Origin of the sequence: Martinezella miluonensis (assembly GCF_900094545.1) — a bacterium.
Lineage (GTDB): Bacteria > Pseudomonadota > Alphaproteobacteria > Rhizobiales > Rhizobiaceae > Rhizobium > Rhizobium miluonense.
The window spans coordinates 200,104-217,352 of sequence record NZ_FMAH01000005.1; the positions used below are offsets into that span (position 1 = coordinate 200,104).

Annotated in this window: 14 protein-coding genes and 1 pseudogene; 6 read left to right on the forward strand and 9 right to left on the reverse strand. The window is 60.4% G+C overall.

Going from position 1 to position 17,249, the window contains the following annotated elements; translation table 11 throughout:
- Positions 1-189 precede the first annotated feature (189 nt).
- From GA0061102_RS07900 to GA0061102_RS07915, 4 genes are all read left to right on the forward strand, one after another.
- Complete coding sequence (locus GA0061102_RS07900; RefSeq protein ID WP_092845624.1) at positions 190-897, forward strand: TetR/AcrR family transcriptional regulator; 708 nt, start codon at positions 190-192, stop codon at positions 895-897.
- A 128-nt stretch (positions 898-1,025) separates the two neighbouring features.
- Positions 1,026-2,183 (forward strand): Gfo/Idh/MocA family protein, encoded by a 1,158-nt coding sequence (locus GA0061102_RS07905; protein ID WP_092845626.1) that lies wholly within the window; start codon positions 1,026-1,028, stop codon positions 2,181-2,183.
- A 12-nt stretch (positions 2,184-2,195) separates the two neighbouring features.
- A complete protein-coding gene (locus tag GA0061102_RS07910) occupies positions 2,196-3,371 on the forward strand; it encodes a dihydrodipicolinate synthase family protein (protein WP_092845628.1) in 1,176 nt (391 codons plus the stop codon).
- Between the two features lie 29 nt (positions 3,372-3,400).
- Positions 3,401-4,225, forward strand: coding sequence for a sugar phosphate isomerase/epimerase family protein (locus GA0061102_RS07915; protein ID WP_092845630.1), 825 nt, complete (start codon positions 3,401-3,403; stop codon positions 4,223-4,225).
- Positions 4,226-4,311: 86 nt separating this feature from the next.
- Here GA0061102_RS07915 and GA0061102_RS07920 read toward each other — a convergent pair whose 3' ends face one another.
- The 8 genes from GA0061102_RS07920 to GA0061102_RS07955 all read right to left on the reverse strand — a co-directional run bounded on the left by GA0061102_RS07920 (position 4,312) and on the right by GA0061102_RS07955 (position 13,036).
- On the reverse strand, positions 4,312-5,418 hold the full coding sequence (locus tag GA0061102_RS07920) for a branched-chain amino acid ABC transporter substrate-binding protein (protein ID WP_092845632.1): 1,107 nt from the start codon (positions 5,416-5,418) through the stop codon (positions 4,312-4,314).
- Positions 5,419-5,711: 293 nt separating this feature from the next.
- Positions 5,712-7,115, reverse strand: a complete 1,404-nt coding sequence (locus GA0061102_RS07925; protein WP_092845634.1) for an FGGY-family carbohydrate kinase — start codon at positions 7,113-7,115, stop codon at positions 5,712-5,714.
- Positions 7,112-7,438 carry an L-rhamnose mutarotase gene (rhaM, locus tag GA0061102_RS07930; RefSeq protein WP_092845636.1) on the reverse strand — a complete coding sequence of 109 codons (327 nt, stop codon included), beginning with the start codon at positions 7,436-7,438 and terminating at the stop codon, positions 7,112-7,114. The genes GA0061102_RS07925 and rhaM overlap by 4 nt, the downstream gene beginning before the upstream one ends.
- A complete protein-coding gene (locus GA0061102_RS07935; RefSeq protein WP_092845638.1) occupies positions 7,435-8,451 on the reverse strand; it encodes an ABC transporter permease in 1,017 nt (338 codons plus the stop codon). The genes rhaM and GA0061102_RS07935 overlap by 4 nt, the downstream gene beginning before the upstream one ends.
- Positions 8,448-9,452 (reverse strand): ABC transporter permease, encoded by a 1,005-nt coding sequence (locus tag GA0061102_RS07940; protein ID WP_092845640.1) that lies wholly within the window; start codon positions 9,450-9,452, stop codon positions 8,448-8,450. Before GA0061102_RS07940 ends, GA0061102_RS07935 begins: the two co-directional genes overlap by 4 nt.
- Positions 9,453-9,564: 112 nt before the next feature.
- The gene (locus GA0061102_RS07945) at positions 9,565-11,100 is read right to left on the reverse strand and encodes a sugar ABC transporter ATP-binding protein (protein ID WP_092845678.1); all 1,536 of its coding nucleotides are present in this window, start codon (positions 11,098-11,100) and stop codon (positions 9,565-9,567) included.
- Positions 11,101-11,174: 74 nt separating this feature from the next.
- Entirely contained in the window at positions 11,175-12,170 is a 996-nt protein-coding gene (gene rhaS / locus GA0061102_RS07950; RefSeq protein WP_092845642.1) for a rhamnose ABC transporter substrate-binding protein, read from the reverse strand.
- A gap of 53 nt (positions 12,171-12,223) precedes the next feature.
- The gene (locus GA0061102_RS07955) at positions 12,224-13,036 is read right to left on the reverse strand and encodes a DeoR/GlpR family DNA-binding transcription regulator (RefSeq protein ID WP_068393884.1); all 813 of its coding nucleotides are present in this window, start codon (positions 13,034-13,036) and stop codon (positions 12,224-12,226) included.
- A gap of 207 nt (positions 13,037-13,243) precedes the next feature.
- Between GA0061102_RS07955 and GA0061102_RS07960 the strand changes: the two genes are divergently transcribed.
- Together GA0061102_RS07960 and rhaI are read left to right on the forward strand one after the other, a co-directional pair.
- Positions 13,244-15,340 (forward strand): bifunctional rhamnulose-1-phosphate aldolase/short-chain dehydrogenase, encoded by a 2,097-nt coding sequence (locus tag GA0061102_RS07960; RefSeq protein ID WP_092845644.1) that lies wholly within the window; start codon positions 13,244-13,246, stop codon positions 15,338-15,340.
- A gap of 64 nt (positions 15,341-15,404) precedes the next feature.
- Positions 15,405-16,697 carry an L-rhamnose catabolism isomerase gene (gene rhaI, locus GA0061102_RS07965; protein ID WP_092845646.1) on the forward strand — a complete coding sequence of 431 codons (1,293 nt, stop codon included), beginning with the start codon at positions 15,405-15,407 and terminating at the stop codon, positions 16,695-16,697.
- A gap of 356 nt (positions 16,698-17,053) precedes the next feature.
- On the opposite strand, the pseudogene GA0061102_RS07970 reads toward rhaI, so the two are convergent.
- Positions 17,054-17,249 (reverse strand): annotated as a pseudogene (locus tag GA0061102_RS07970) (IS701 family transposase); the annotation flags it as partial.

Below are 17,249 nucleotides of genomic sequence, written 5' to 3' on the forward strand. Positions count from 1 at the left end.
TTCATTTGTCAGGGAAATCCATGCGGTGTCCGATCGCGCAGCCGGGCATATATCCACATTTCAATCGATATAACCGTCTGGTTACTACGAGCAGGACATCGCAAGGGACTGTCAACTTATGCGATGATCGGTTACTTATCGGCGAGAAGAAAGGCGTCGCAGCCTTGAGAGATGCCGCCAGGAGCCATAATGCCGGAAGCCAGAACCGTAAAGCGCCGCACGAAGAGCGAAGACCCTGCAAATGCGGATCAGGCATCCTCGCGAGCGTCATCGGAACGGCCACGTTTGAGAGATGCGGAACGCACCAGCAAGGCGATCCTTGCGGCCGCAACCAAGGAATTTGCCGAGCGCGGCTATGGCGGCGCACGCGTCGATGCCATTGCCGAGCGCGCCAAGATCAACAAGCGGATGCTCTACCACTATTTCGGCGGCAAGGACGCGCTGTACGTCGCCGTTCTCGAAGGCAGCTACATCGCCATCCGCTCGGCTGAGGCAAGGCTCGATCTTTCCCATCGCTCACCTGCAGACGGCATGCGGGAGCTGGTTGTTTTCACCTGGCAATATTTTCTGGATCACCCTGAATTCCTTGGTATTCTCAGCACGGAAAACATGCACAAGGCCCGCTTCCTGAAGCGGTCGGCGCGCATTTTCGAGCTGCATTCGCCGCTGGTTTCCGAGATCTCCGGCCTGCTCGATCGCGGGACTGCTGCAGGCGACTTCCGTGCCGACTGCGATCCCGTCAAAATTTATATGAGCATTGCAGCACTAGGCTCGTTCTTCCTGACGAACCGCTGGACGCTGTCGACGATCTTCCGGCGCAACCTTTCCGAGAAGGCGGAGATCGACGCCTGGGGCGAGCACATCGTCGACGTCATTTTTGCCTATCTACGCCCCTAGGCGCCCTCTCTACACAAGTTCGATAATCTCGGGTGATCTGCACTGCGGCTATTGACGTTGGCCGTTGACAGCACCGCTTTGCCATGTCAGTTATGTAACTATATAGTTATTTACGGGAGGAATGACTTATGGCAACGAAGCCGATCGGTATCATCATGCATGGCATCACCGGCCGCATGGGCTACAATCAGCATCTGGTGCGTTCGATCCTGGCGATCCGTGAGCAGGGTGGGGTCCTGTTGGCAAATGGCGACCGGCTGATGCCCGAGCCGGTGCTTGTCGGCCGCAATGCGGAAAAGATCGAGTCGATCGCCCGCAAGCATGGTCTTTCCAAGACGACGACCGATCTTGATGCCGCTCTTGCCGATCCGAATAACACGATCTTCTTCGATGCCGGCTCGACGCAGATGCGCGTCGAACTGCTCGAGCGGGCGATTGCCGCCGGCAAGCACGTTTATTGCGAAAAGCCGATCTCGGAAACGCTGGAGGAGGCGCTGTCGGTCGCCGCCTCCGCGGAACGCAGCGGCGTCAAGAACGGCGTGGTCCAGGACAAGCTATACCTGCCGGGCCTGCGCAAGATCGCCATGCTGCGCGACAGCGGCTTCTTCGGCAAGATTCTCTCCGTGCGCGGCGAGTTCGGCTACTGGGTGTTCGAAGGCGATTGGGGCGTCAAGGCACAGCGTCCTTCCTGGAACTACCGCAAAAAAGAGGGCGGCGGAATGATCCTCGATATGCTGCCGCATTGGCGCTATGTGCTCGACAATCTGTTCGGCGAGGTCAAATCGGTGAGCTGCCTCGGCGCCACCCATATTCCAAGCCGCGTCGACGAGAACGGCAAGACCTACGTCGCCGATGCCGACGATGCCGCCTATGCCACGTTTGAGCTGGAAGGCGGGGTCATCGCTCATATCAATTCCTCCTGGGCGGTACGGGTTCGTCGCGACGATCTCGTCACCTTCCAGGTCGACGGCACGCATGGTTCTGCCGTCTGCGGCCTGATGCGCTGCTGGACGCAGCATCGGGTCAATACGCCGAAGCCGGTCTGGAACCCTGACCAGCCGCAGCCGATCAACTTCTTCGACACTTGGGATGAGGTGCCGGACACGCAGGTCTTCGACAATGGTTTCAAGGCGCAATGGGAAGATTATCTGCGCCATATCGCCGAGGATACGCCGTGGAAATTCACGCTTCGCGAAGGCGCCAAGGGCGTGCAGCTGGCGGAGCTGGCGCAGCAGAGCTGGGCCGAGCGCCGCTGGGTTGATGTTCCCGCACTTTCTGCTCGCTGAGGAGCCGGCATCATGACGAGAAGCCTTCGCTTGCCAATGGCTGGCGGCACGGTTGCCGATTTCACGCCGATCAATGCGCCGTTGAGCGCTCCCCTTAAGCCGGCCGGCGGCCATCGGTTCAATCGTGTTGCCTATGCCGCCGCTCACGTCGTCGTCGATCCTTTCGCCGACAACGATCCCTGGCTCGACCGAAATATCGACTGGGAGCGGACCATCGCCTTCCGCGAATATCTCTGGGATCTCGGTCTCGGCGTGGCGGAGGCGATGGATACGGCGCAGCGTGGCATGGGTCTCGATTGGGCCGGTGCAAAAGAACTGATCGCGCATGCGCAATCCGCGGCTCGCGGACGGCCGGATGCCATGATCGCCTATGGCGCCGGCACAGATCACCTGCCGCCAGGCCCGGATGTCACGATCGACGATGTCATTCGTGCCTATGAGGAGCAGGTTGCCTATGTCGAAGGGCAGGGTGGCCGCATCATCCTGATGGCAAGCCGCGCGCTTGCCGCGGCTGCCAAAGGCCCTGACGACTATGTCCGCGTCTACGACCGCATTCTCGGACAGGTCAAGGAGCCGGTGATGATCCACTGGCTCGGCTCGATGTTCGATCCGGCCCTCGCGGGCTATTGGGGATCGACTGACGATATGCAGGCGATGGAAACGGCCGTCGCGATCATCAACCGGAACGCCGCCAAGGTCGATGGCGTCAAGATCTCCTTGCTTTCGGCCGAGAAGGAAATCGTCATGCGCCGGCGGCTCCATCCGTCGGTGAAAATGTATACGGGCGATGATTTCAACTATGCCGAACTGATCGCCGGCGACGAGCAGGGCTATTCGCACGCGCTGCTCGGCATCTTCGATGCCATCGGTCCGGCTGCGAGTGCCGCCCTGGCGAAGCTCGCCGACAACGATCTCGATGCCTTTCATCAGATCCTGGCGCCGACCGTTCCGCTGTCGCGTCATATCTTCAAGGCGCCGACACGCTTCTACAAGACCGGCGTCGTCTTCCTCGCCTATCTCAATGGTTTTCAGGATCACTTCCAGATGCTTGGCGGCCAGCAGAGTACGCGCTCCATCCTGCATCTCTCGGAGCTTTTCCGATTGGCGGATGCCGCCCGCGTACTGCGCGATCCGGATCTGGCGGTGCGTCGGATGAAGACGATCCTGGCCACCGTCGGCATCGAATAGCGGAAAAGCGATTGGGGAGGAGCAGCGCAATGGCCCTAAAAGGTCTATCCATCAATTTAGCGACGGTGCGCCAGCAATATGACATGCGCCAGGCGGTCGAAGCCTGCCTGAAGCAGGATATCGTCGCGATCGCCCCCTGGCGCGATCAGGTTCACAAGATCGGCCTTGGCGAAGCTGCTAGGATCGTTGCCGATAACAAGCTCAAGGTGACCGGCCTTTGCCGCGGCGGCATGTTTCCGGCTGTTGATGCCGAGGGCCGGGTAGCCGCGATCGACGACAACAAGCGGGCGATCGATGAGGCGGCGGCACTGAATGCCGATTGCCTTGTTCTCGTCGTCGGCGGATTGTCTGGAGGATCGAAGGATATCGCTCATGCCCGCGAGATGGTGGCCGATGGTATCGCGGCGATCCTGCCGCATGCCCGCAGCGCCGGTATTCCGCTGGCGATCGAGCCGCTGCATCCGATGTATGCTGCCGACCGGGCTTGCGTGAACACGCTGGAGCAGGCGCTCGACATTTGCGATCTTCTCGGCGACGGCATCGGCGTTGCCATCGACGTCTACCATGTCTGGTGGGATCCGAAGCTTCATGAGCAGATCGCGCGTGCCGGTGCTGGCGGGCGAATCCTGGCGCATCATATCTGCGATTGGCTGGTCCCAACCACGGACCTGCTGCTTGATCGTGGCATGATGGGCGACGGCGTTATCGACCTCAAGCGCATCCGCGCCGAGATCGAGAAAGCGGGCTTTTTCGGTCTGCAGGAAGTCGAGATCTTTTCCCAAAACAACTGGTGGAAGCGACCGGGTGAAGAAGTTCTGTTTACCTGCGTCGAGCGTTTCCGCACCGTTTGCTGAATCGTAGCGGTTCACGCATGGACCACCAATAATAAAGCCGGGCCAACGAGTGGCCCGGCTGCATTGCAAAGCATTGAAGTAACGGCTTATTCGGCCGAAACGATCTTGCCGTTTTCCCACTTGTAGAGCGAGAAGCTCTGCGAGGTGAGGTCGCCGGTTTCGCCATAGGTAACCTTGCCGATGGCGGTATCGACAGGTTCGCCCTTCTTCAGCGCGGTGGCGACGGCTTCGGCGTTGTCAGCCTTGCCGGCCTTCTCGATACCAGCCTTCAGCACCTGTACGGCGGCAAAGGCGTTGAGGGTGAAGGCTTCCGCCGGAATGTTGCGTGCCTTGAGGGCCGCAACGGCCGTCTGCGAATCCGGGTTCTTCAGAGCATCAGAGGCGTTGGTGAAGAGGGTGCCGGCAGCCGAGTTGTTGGCGATCGCCCAGTATTCGGTGTTGGACAGGCCGTCGCCGCCGATGATCTGCGCCTGGACGGAGATGTCATGCAGCTGGCGGGCCAGAAGGCCGGCTTCCGGATGGTAGCCGCCGAAGTAGATCAGGTTGACGCCTGCCTGCTTCAGCTTTGCCGTCAGGGCGCTGTAGTCCTTTTCGCCCGGGGTCAGGGAGTCGGCGAGCACTTCGGTTACGCCGCCCTTGTTGAGGGTCGCCTTGAAGGCTTTTGCCAGGCCCTTGCCGTAGGCGCCCTTGTCGTCAAGGATAGCGATCTTCTTGTCCTTGAAGTTCTTCACCACGTAGTTGGCAGCGACAGTGGCCTGCTGGTCGTCGCGGCCGCAGGTGCGCAGGATATTGGTCAGTCCGCGATTGGTCAGGTCCGGAGCGGTTGCGGTCGGCGTAACCATCAGGATGCCGTTTTCGGCAAGCGCATCGGAAACCGGGATGGCAACGCCCGACGTGACTGGGCCGACGACGAAGTGGATGCTGTCGCCGACGAAGCCGTTGGCAACGGACACACCCTGCTTCGGGTCGCCGGCGTCGTCGCCGAGCTTCAGAACGAGCTTCTGGCCGAGAACGCCACCGCTCTTGTTGATTTCGTCGACTGCGGTCTGCGCTCCGTTTTTGACCTGTTCGCCGTAGGCGGCGACCGGGCCGGTCAGCGGCGCGATGAGGCCGATCGTGATGTCCGCATGCGCGAGAGGTGCGAAGGCCAGCGAAGCGACGAAGGTCGCGGCCGTCAATGTCTTCAGACTCATGTTATCTCTCCTTGGATGGGCGCGGCATCGCCCTTTGAACCCCCCACCTGTCTCGAAGCGCAACTGCCGTAAGCGCCTCCCTAAGGAGACAGGACTGGCATCGAAGCCGATGATCGCTTTCGGACATTTTTGACCTTGAAAGCGTTCATGAGAGTATTTTCTCTAGGAATGTTGCGACGATTCCGCAAGAAAATAACCGTCGCGAAGACAATTTCGGCGATTTTTCGGAAATTTTCATCGAGTGATGGTTGCTGCAATCTTACAGGCATGGGTTGCGATCACTGCCGCCACACCTATCTGATCGGCTGCCCGCCACAGCTCAGCGCCTCGCGCCATGCTTCTCGATAGTTGGTGAGCCCGGGCAACTCGGCGCGAACAGGTGCGCTTGCCATGGTGGTGTGGGGGCGAATGCCGGTCAGCAGGGCGGCGCCCTGGCTCGTTCCCGTCGAGCCGGGCAGAGCGATGACCTCGGCGCCGGTCAACGCGGCCAGGGCAATCAGATAGGCGCCATTGGTGGCAAAAGGGCCCTCGACGAAGACCGGTCCCTTGGCGCCGATCAGGCCGAGGCAGGCTTCGGTCATCAGAGCGAGATAGAGGCTGACGGCCGCCAGGCGTTCGGCTGTGTCCATCGAGGCCTCACCGATCCAGCGCATCTTGCTGCCTGGAAATGGCCCGGACCCCGCGACGACATTCGGCAGCAGCATGAAATTCTTTTCGATCACCCTTTCGAGCGCACCTGCAATGGCGTCTGACGGCGCCGTGCCGATCTTCGCCGCCAGGATCTCGAATTCGCGACCGCCCATGAAACGGGAGGAAGGCACAGCGCGGCCATAGGCATCGACATTGGCAAGGACATCGCGCTCGGGATCGAGATGGTCGAGATCGCCGCCGACGGCAAAGCTGATCACCCATGTTCCCGTCGACACGACGGCGAAAGGCGCGTCGTTGTCGACAAGATGCGGCAGCAGCGATGCGTTGGAATCATGGATGCCGCAATAGACAGGCACCGGTGCGACAAGGCCGATCTCGGCGGCAAGCGCGGGCAGCACCGGTCCGAGAGCGTCGAATGCCGAGCGTACCGGCGCCATCAGTTCGCGAATGCCGAGCGTGTCGACGAGGGAGGAATAGGCTCCAGCCGTCGGATTCCAGAGATCGGTGTGGCAGCCGAGCGAGGTGACTTCATTTGTGGCAATGCCAGTCAGGCAAAACGCCCAATATTGCGGATAGGTCAGGATTGTCGCGACGCGAGCGAAATCCTCCGGGAAGGTGTTCTTCTGATAGTGGAGCTGCGCGCCGACATTCAGGCCACCCGAGAGCTCTGGCGAGAAGGTTTCGGCAAAAGCCGGGCGCAATTGCGCATAGGCCTCCTGAACGGCTTGCGGATAGCTGTGTTCGTAATCGAGCACGGGCAAGGCAAGACCGCCTTGGGCATCGAGCAATACAGCCGAGGCGCCATGCGTGGTGATCGATATGGCATCGAAGCCGGGCGCCGCTGCAAAGCTCTTCAATGCCTCGATGATGAACCCCCAAAGCCTTTCGATATCGTAGTGCGGATAGGGGGCGGTCTTCAGCACGCTATTGTTCGTTTTGACGACAGCGATTTCCGCGCCGGTCCGGGCATCGAGGACGACGACCTTGGCATTGGTCTTGCCGATGTCGATCACGGCGATATTGCGGTAGGCCTTAAAGTCGCTCATGGCAGATGAAAAACCGTGACCAGATCGCTCTGAACGGGCGAGTTATCGGGATTGGTCGCCATGATATCGGCCATATGCGCCCACCATTTCTTCATGACGGGATGCTCGGGCAAGCTCGCCATGGTGTGATCCTTCGGCCGAGTCAGCACGCCGAAAAGCGTGTTCGTCTCGCGATCGAGATGGATGGAATAATCGCTGGCTCCCGCCTGATGCAGCAAGTCCACAAGTTCCGGCCAGATTTCGTCATGGCGCTTCCTGTATTCCGCTTCCATGCCTGGATTGAGCTTCATCTTGAAGGCGTGGCGTTCGAGGGCTGCGATCATTTGGGGCTCATGGTCCTGATGCGCCTTGCGACGATCGGCAGGGCGATGGTGATGATGAGGAGGAGGCCGATGAAGATCGACATGACGATGCCCGGAACGTTGAGCAGGCCGAGGCCGAAGGTGACGAGGCCCATCACGAAGGCGGCGATGACGACTCCGCCGATCGTCCCCGAACCGCCCAGGATCGATACGCCGCCGAGCACGACCATCGTGACCACTTCCAGTTCCCAGCCGAGTGCGATCGAGGGGCGCGTGGAGCCGAGGCGCGAGGTGAGGCACACGGCGGCAATTCCGCTCATGATGCCGGTCAGGAGGAACAGGATGAATTTGACCCGCTCGACCGGAATGCCGGAGAAGCGTGCGGCGAAATCATTATTGCCGATCGTATAGACTTGGCGACCGAAATTGGTGGCATGCAGCAGGATAGCAAAAGCGATCGCCAGCACGATGAAGAGCACGAATTCGAAGGAGAAGACCCAGACGACATAGCCCTGGCCGAAATAGGCGAAACTATCCGGATAGTTGCCATAGGCCTGATCGCCAAGCACGATATAGGAGATGCCGCGAAACAGGCTCATCGTGCCGATGGTGACGACGATCGACGGCAGTTTCAGTGCGGAAACGAGGAAGCCGTTGAAGGTGCCGCAAACCAGGCCGACGCCCAGGCCGATGGCGACGAGGCCCGGCGTGCCGACGCCCACTTGCGCGGCAGCGCCCATAGCCGTCGAGGCGAGCGCGATGATCGCTGCGACCGAAAGGTCGATTTCGCCCGCAATGACGAGCAGCGCCATGGCAAAGGCGATCATCGCCTTTTCGGTGAAATTGAAGGTCGCGTCCGAGAGATTGTAGGGATCGAGGAAATAGGGCGAGGCCAGCGAATTGAAGATGAAAATGGCGACCGCGACGCCAAGGAGCAGCGTTTCCCAGCTTGCCAGGATGCGTTTGAACGGCGTCCCGAGGCGATCCGGAATGACGCGTTTTTCCGCCGTTGCCGCTTGCGAACCGTTGCTCATGCGCTTGCCCCCTGGCTGGCGGTGTCCTTTGCGGCCTGATCTCTAAGGATGATGCGGCCGCGGTTGCGTTCGCGCCTAGCGTTGAAGACGACGGCAAGGATGATGACGGTGCCGGAGATCGCCATCTGCGTGAACGGCGAGATGCCGATGACCGGAAGGGCGTTCTTGATGACGCCGAGGAACAAGGCGCCCAATACCGCACCGGCCACTGAACCGACGCCGCCCGCAATCGAAATGCCGCCGATGACGCAGGCTGCCACGCTATCGAGCTCGAAGCCGTTGGCGATATCGACATAGGCGACGGCGTAGCGCGATACCCAGAGGTAGCCGCTAAGGCCGGCGAGCGCGCCGGATAGGACGAAGGCGAGGAAGCGCGTCCAGCCGACGTCGATGCCGGCATAGACGGCCGCAACCGGATTGCCGCCGCTGGCATAGGCCGAGCGGCCGAACTGCGTATAGCGCAGCACCAGATACATCATGAGCACGATCGCGATGCCGATCCAGGCAAGCACCGGCAGGCCGAGAAGCGGCGTGCGCGGCACGTTCAAGAAGATCGGCGTGAACTGGTGCGCATTGACCCAGGCGCCACCCGACAGCACGAAGGCCATGCCGCGATAGATCGTCAAAGTGCCGAGCGTGACTACGATCGGCGGGATTTCCAGGGCCCAGACGAGATATCCGTTGATGGCGCCGAGAACTGCGCCCATCAGGATCGCCATGACGACGAGCGCGATCAGTGGAATGTCGGGATAGGCCGCGTTCAGCATCGCAACCGCCATGCCCGTCAGTGCCAGGTTTGCGGCGACGGACAGATCGATCGACTTCGTCAGGATGACCGTCATCTGGGCGAGGGCCAGAATGATGAGGATCGAGGTGTCGTTGAAGATATTGGCGAGATTGGCGGGCTCGGCGAAGCCGACCGCACGCGTTGCGAAACCGGCGATCATCACGACGATGATGATGGCGAGCAGTGTTTCGCGCTTTCTGAGGATGCGTGGCATCCCGTCCTCCCTAGAGCATCTTGCAGCCAGGCGTCCTCACCTGGCGTCGCACAAATGCGGCAAAAACAAACAAGGAGAGCGTTCTGGCTGATCGAAGAAAAGCCATGACGCTCTATGCGTTGCCCGTGGCGGCGCGTACCAACGTTTCCGGCGTCAGCCCCTCGCGCTCGAACAGGCCTGCAGACAAACCTTCCTTCATGACCAGCACGCGATCCGACATGCCGAGGATCTCGGGCAGTTCGGAGGAGATCATGATGATACTGAGGCCTTCGGCCGCCAGCTCGCTGATGAAACCGTGGACGGCTGCCTTGGAGCCGATGTCGATACCCTTGGTGGGTTCGTCGAGAATAATGATCTTCGGCTGTGTCGCGAGCCACTTGCCGATGACCACCTTCTGCTGGTTGCCGCCGGAAAGCGTGCCGACCGGCACGGAAAGGGCGGCAGCGCGCAGATCGAGCCTTTCGGCATATTTGCGCGCAAGTGCGAATTCGTTGGCGGCCTTCAGGAAGCCCTTTCGCGAGGTGCGTCCGAGCGACGGAAGCGATATATTCTGGTAGATGGGCATCGGAAGGGCGAGGCCATGGCGACCACGCTCCTCCGGCACGTAGACGATGCCGGCGCCGATGGCGTCCTGCGGCGAGCGCACATGGATTTCCTGTCCATCGAGCGTCAATCGCCCGGACAGCGGCTTGGTGATGCCGAAGAGCGATTGGCAAAGCTCGGAGCGCCCGGCGCCGATCAGGCCGTAAACGCCAAGGATCTCGCCGCGCCTAAGCTTGAAGGAGATGTCGCGGAATTCCGTGCGGTGACAGTATCTGTCCACTTCGAGAACGGTGTTGCCGATGGTCACGGGTACTTTCGGAAAAGCGTCCTTGACATCACGCCCGACCATCATGCGGACGATCTCGTCCTGTGGCGTCGTTTTCAGATCGCCGTGGCCGACGTCGCGGCCGTCGCGGAAAACGACGAAATTGTCGGCGATTTCATAAAGCTCGTCGAACTTGTGGCTGATGAACAGGATGGCCTTGCCCCTTGCCTTCAACCCTTCGACGATGCGGAAAAGATCGTCGATCTCCTTGCGGGACAGGGCGGCGGTGGGCTCGTCCATGATGACGATGCGGGCCTCGATCGACAAAGCGCGCGCGATCGCAACAAGGTGGCGCTGCGCAATGGAGAGGTCCTTTAATCTGGTCGCGGGATCGATCGCGCTTTCGAGCGATTCAAGAAGCTGCCTCGACCGGCTGTTCATCGTTTTCCAGTCGATGGTACGCCAGGACGTGCGCGGCGGATGGCCGAGGAAGATGTTTTCGGCAACGGTTAGCTCATCGAAGAGCACTGTCTCCTGATGGATGGCCGTGACGCCGGCATCGATGGCGGCCTGTGCACTGGCGAAAGCCGTCGGCGTGCCGTCGACGAGGATTTCGCCTTCGTTCGGACGGTAGATGCCGGTCAGGATTTTGACGAGGGTCGATTTGCCCGCGCCATTTTCACCGATAAGGGCGGTCACCTTGCCGGGGTAAAGCGAAATGCTGACGCCATCCAGCGCCTTGACGCCGGGAAAGATCTGAGAAATGCCGCGCATTTCCAGAATGGCCGTATTGCTCGCGGTTGGTGCGTCCGCTAGGGAACGTTGAAGGACTGTGGTCATCAGCAATGTACCGGATCAATGAAGCCAGGTCCGGCGGCTGATGCCGCCGGAGAGCTGCGGATGCTTATCTTCGATCAGAAAACCTTGGAGAACTGATCGATGTTCGAAGCGTTGTAGACGAACGGGTCGGCCATGGCGGCTTCGCCGTTTTCGCCAACCTTGATCTTGCCCATGCGACCGGCATTGATCTCGCTGCCCGGCTTGCCGTCGGTCTCGCCCTTGACGAGGCGATAGGCGATCTGCGTTGCAGAGTAGCCAAGATCGATCGGGTTCCAGATCGCAAATTCCTTCGTCGCGCCGGACTTGATCGCGCCGGCCATCTCAGACGGCAGGCCGAGGCCGGTCACATAAACCTGGCCGATCTTGCCGGCATCCTTGACGGCCTGCGAAGCGGCAAGCACGCCGACCGTCGTCGGGGCGACGATGACCTTGACTTCCGGATGCGAGGTCAGGAGGCCCTGGGCTTCACGATAGCTCTTGTCAGAGAGATCGTCACCATAAACGGTCGTGACCAGGTTGAGGCCCGGGAAGTCCTTGAGCTGCTTCTTCATCTCGCCGATCCAGATGTTCTGGTTCGTCGACGTCGTTGTGGCCGACAGGATGGCGAAGTTGCCCTTGCCGCCGTCGAGATGATCCTTGGCGAGCGTCAGGCACATCTTGCCGATTAGCTCATTGGACGATGGGTTCAGCTGCAGGATACGGCCGGCCTTTGCGACGCCGGAATCCCAGGAGATGACCTTGATGCCGCGCTGCGTCGCCTTCTTGAGGGCCGGGACGACTGCATCGGGATCGTTTGCCGAAATCGCGATGGCATCGACGCCCTGTGCGATCAGCGAGTTGATCACTTCGATCTGGCCTTCGGCCGTGGTCGAGGTCGGGCCGGTGTAGATCACCTGCACGCCGCCGAGATCCTTGGCAGCTTCCTGCGCGCCCTTGTTGGCGGCTTCAAAGAAGCCGTTGCCCAGCGACTTCACCACGAGGCCGATCTTGATGTCTTTTGCGCTGGCCGTGCCAGCCATCAGTGTCGCGGCGAGCGCGACGCCGATCGCCAGTTTCTTTGCTATATTCATGTCTCTTCCTCCCAAGTTGATAGGCTATGCTTCCCCCGTCACAGCCGCGTCCCTTATGCGACCGACGGGGAATCTTCCTCCTCGGCCTCAGCCGAAACATTCGCGATAATCAGCGATACGCCTGCGCCCTCGATCATCCGCACCGTGTCTGCCGAAATGCCGTCATCGGTAATGATCGTAGTCACCTGTTCGAGTGGGCAAAGGATCAGGCTGGAGCGCTGACGGAACTTGCTGGAGTCGACCATGACGATGAGTTCATCGGCCTGGCGCATCAGCTTCTGCTCGCTCTGGATCAGCAGTCCGTCGGCCTCCATGATGCCGAGCGGGCCGACACCCTGTGCGCCAAGGAACATGCGCCGTGCGTAGAAATTGCGGGTCGTGTCATTGTCGAAGGGCGACAGGATCAGGCTCTGCTCGCGATAGATCGCGCCGCCCGGAACGGTCACCGTATTTTTCGAATGCTTGACCAGATGTTCGGCAATGGCGAAGGAGTTGGTCATCACCTGCAGCCGGAAGGCCGAGATGTAATGAACGAGCTGAAAGGTGGTCGTGCCGCCGTTGATGATGATGGCATCGCCCGGATTGCACAATTCAGCGGCCTTGCGCGCAATTGCGCGTTTCTTATCGATGTTGACAGATTCCGAAACGCGGAAGGGGCGACCGGCAAGGCTGCCGAGCTGCGCAGGGTGGATTGATTCGGCGCCGCCGCGGACGCGGCGGATCTTTCCCTGCACATGTAGGGCGGCGATATCACGGCGTATCGTCGCTTCCGAAGCCTCTGTCAGCTCGGAAATATCCTGAATCGTCACCACAGGTTTTTCCTGTACGGCGCTCAGAATAATGCGATGGCGTTCACGTTCGTGCATCGGCTCCTCCTTGAGGGCGGTTATTTCGCAAATATGGCAATGTGTCAATCAGAAACGATCATAAACTTTCATATTGCATCGCAGCATTATCGAATATGATCGTTTTCGATTGACAAGGTGACTGTGCGTGAGCGATACCCTGCTCACAAAGAGTGGTGCCATCATGATCCGGTCCGCTCGCAAGACTTGATTTCAAGGGAGGATGACATGGCGGCTGACGTTCAGCTTCTGAAGAACCGTTGGGATGAGGCATATGCGGCCGGCCTCGATGAGCCGGGCAAGCTGCTTTATCGATCGAATCTGCTCGGTGCAGACAAGCGTATCACCAACTATGGCGGCGGCAACACGTCGGCCAAGGTCATGGAAGCCGATCCGCTCTCCGGCGAAAAGGTTAGAGTACTCTGGGTCAAGGGTTCCGGCGGCGACGTCGGCACCATCAAGCTCGACGGTTTCGCGACGCTCTACCAGGACAAGCTCGACAGCCTGAAGAATATCTATCAGGGTGTCGCCGACGAGGATCGCATGGTCGGCTTCCTGCCGCATTGCACCTTCAATCTCAATGCGCGCGCCGCCTCCATCGATACGCCGCTTCATGGCTTCGTGCCGTTCATCCATGTCGATCACATGCATCCCGATGCCATCATCGCCATTGCCGCCGCGAAGAACTCGCGCGAGCTGACGCGCGAAATTTTCGGCGACGAAATCGGCTGGCTGCCCTGGCGCCGTCCCGGCTTCCAGCTCGGGCTCGATCTCGAAGCCTTCGTCAAGGCGCATCCGAATGCCAAGGGCGTCGTGCTGGAAAGCCATGGCCTCTTTACCTGGGCCGATGATGCCAAGGCCTGCTACGAGTTGACGCTTGCAATCATCAACAAGGCGATCGGTTGGTTTGCCGCCAAGACCGAGGGCAAGACCATTTTCGGTGGCGCGGTCGCTGATAGCCTGCCGCAAGCGGAGCGCCGTGCAATCGCCTCCCGGCTGATGCCCGAGATCCGCGGCCGCATCGGCAAGGCCGAGCGCAAGCTCGGCGATTTCGACGATCAGGATGCCGTGCTCGAATTCGTCAACTCCAAGAGCCTTCGTCCTCTCGGGGCGCTCGGCACCAGCTGTCCGGATCATTTCCTGCGCACCAAAATCCGCCCGTTGATCGTCAATTTCGATCCCGCAAAGCCCGATGTCGATGCGGTCATTGCCGGTCTCGACAAGGCACTGGAAGATTACCGCGCCGACTACGCGCGCTACTACAGTGATTGCAAGCATGACAATTCGCCTGCGATGCGCGATCCGAATCCGGTGATCTTCCTCGTTCCTGGCGTCGGCATGCTTTCCTTTGCCCGCGACAAGGCGACCGCCCGCATTGCCGGCGAATTCTATGTCAACGCCATCAACGTCATGCGCGGCGCATCCACGGTCTCCGAATATCAGGGCCTGCCGGAGCAGGAAGCCTTCGATATCGAATATTGGCTGCTGGAAGAGGCAAAGCTGCAGCGCATGCCGAAGCCGAAGAGCCTGGCGGGCCGCGTTGCCTTCGTGACCGGCGGTGCCGGTGGTATCGGCCGCGCTACGGCAGCGCGTCTGGTAGGCGAGGGTGCCTGCGTGGTTCTGGCGGATATCGACCAGGCGGCGCTTGAGAGCACGCAGGCGGATTTCGCCAAGATGTACGGTGCCGATGCGGTGCGCAGCGTCAAGCTCGATGTGACGAAGGAAGATGCCGTCATCTCCGCTTTTGCCGAGGCTTGCGTCGAGTTCGGCGGGGTCGATATTCTGGTATCGAATGCCGGGATCGCATCGTCTGCACCGATCGAGAGCACCGAGCTTTCGATGTGGAACCGCAATATCGACATTCTCGCGACCGGCTATTTCCTCGTCTCGCGGGAAGCGTTCCGGCTGTTCCGCCGTCAGAACCTCGGCGGTAACGTCGTTTTCGTCGCATCGAAGAACGGTCTCGCGTCGTCGCCGAATGCTGCCGCCTATTGCACGGCAAAGGCTGCCGAAATTCATCTGGCCCGATGCCTGGCGCTGGAGGGTGCGGAAGCCGGCATCCGCGTGAACACGGTCAATCCCGATGCCGTTCTTCGCGGCTCGAAGATCTGGAACGGTGAATGGCGTGAACAGCGCGCCGCCTCCTCGAAGATCGAAGTGGACGAGCTGGAAGAACATTACCGCAAGCGCTCGATGCTGAAGCTGAATGTCTTGCCTGAGGACATTGCCGAGGCGATCTATTTCCTGGCTTCGGACCTGTCCGCCAAGTCGACCGGCAACATCATCAACGTCGACGCCGGCAACGCACAGAGCTTCACGCGCTGACATCAAACGGCCCGCGCCAGCATTACGCTTGCCGGCGCGGGCCTTCATCGTTTGGGAGGAAAGAATGGCCGAATACAGGATTGCGCCCGATCTGGTTGCTGCAGAAAACGGCAAGCGCGCTGCCGCGCTGAAATCTGATTATGAGGCGCTTGGCGCCACGCTCGCCCGGCGCGGCGTCGACATCGAGGCTGTGACCAAGAAGGTTTCCGAATTCTTCGTTGCGGTTCCGTCCTGGGGTGTCGGCACCGGCGGCACGCGCTTCGCCCGCTTCCCCGGCACAGGCGAGCCGCGCGGCATCTTCGACAAGCTCGACGATTGCGCCGTTATTCAGCAGCTGACCCGGACGACACCCAAGGTTTCGCTGCACATTCCCTGGGACAAGGCGGACCCGCGCGAGCTCAAGGCCAAGGGCGACGCACTCGGCCTCGGCTTCGACGCCATGAACTCCAATACGTTCTCCGACGCACCCGGCCAAGCTCATTCCTACAAGTTCGGCTCGCTCAGCCACGTCGATGCGGCAACCCGCGCCCAGGCCGTTGAGCACAACATCGAATGCATCGAGATCGGCAAGGCGATCGGCTCGAAGGCGCTGACCGTGTGGGTCGGCGATGGCTCGAACTTCCCGGGGCAGACGAATTTCACCAAGGCGTTCGAGCGCTACCTCGCCGCTATGGCCGACATCTACAAGGCCCTGCCGGATGACTGGAGACTGTTCTCCGAGCACAAGATGTACGAGCCGGCCTTTTATTCGACCGTCGTTCAGGACTGGGGCACCAACTATCTGATCGCGCAGACGCTCGGCCCCAAGGCGCATTGCCTCGTCGATCTCGGCCATCACGCGCCGAATACGAATATCGAGATGATCGTCGCGCGCCTCATCCAGTTCGGCAAGCTCGGCGGATTCCACTTCAACGATTCGAAATATGGTGACGACGATCTCGACGCCGGCGCTATCGAGCCCTATCGCTTGTTCCTCGTCTTCAACGAGCTGGTCGATGCGGAGCGGCGCGGCGTCAATGATTTCAATCCGGCGCATATGATCGACCAATCGCACAATGTCACGGACCCGATCGAGAGCCTGATTTCCAGCGCCAATGAGATCCGTCGCGCCTATGCGCAGGCGCTGATCGTCGACCGAAAGGCACTCGGCGATTATCAGGATGCGAATGACGCACTGATGGCATCGGAAACGCTGAAGCGCGCTTATCGCGCCGATGTCGAGCCTATCTTGGCTGAAGCACGCCGCCGCGCCGGTGGCGCCATTGATCCGGTCGCGGCCTATAGGGCGAGCGGCTATCGTCACAAGGTTGCCGCCGAGCGCCCGGCTTCTGTCGCCGGTGGCGGTGGGATTATCTGAGACTAGGGGTGCTGGCCGACGATAGCGCCGGCACCCATCCTGCCCGGCGGCGCCCCATCCGCATGTGTCCGGATGGGTCATCAAGGCATGCGCCTTTGATCGGTCTCGATCGTATATGCGAGAAGGATTGACTTAGCGCCACTGGACGCCATGATCGCATGGCATCTGCGTTTTATGCATTCTTCAGCATGACTCGAGCTAACATTACAGTTGCATTTTTGACCTGAGATGCGCTTGCCTTGCTGCGGCTTGGTGTGCCCGTCGCCAAAGCGACCATGCGATGACGGCTGAAGGTTCAATTCGCCGTCGTGCGAGGCGTGTTGCGATCCGGCGGATTTCCTGGATCGACCAGCGGATCAATTGCTGATGCCGGGTCCTAAGCGCCGCCTCGTTTTTGGGGGTGGCATAGTGTTGGCGCGATGACGAATGACCGCCATCATGGCGAATGCGAGCATGACCAGCGAGACATGGCGATACCAGCCGTGCCAGGAGCGGGTCTCATTGTGGTCAAGGCCGAGCTCGTTCTTGGCGGTTTCGAAGCTGTCTTCGATG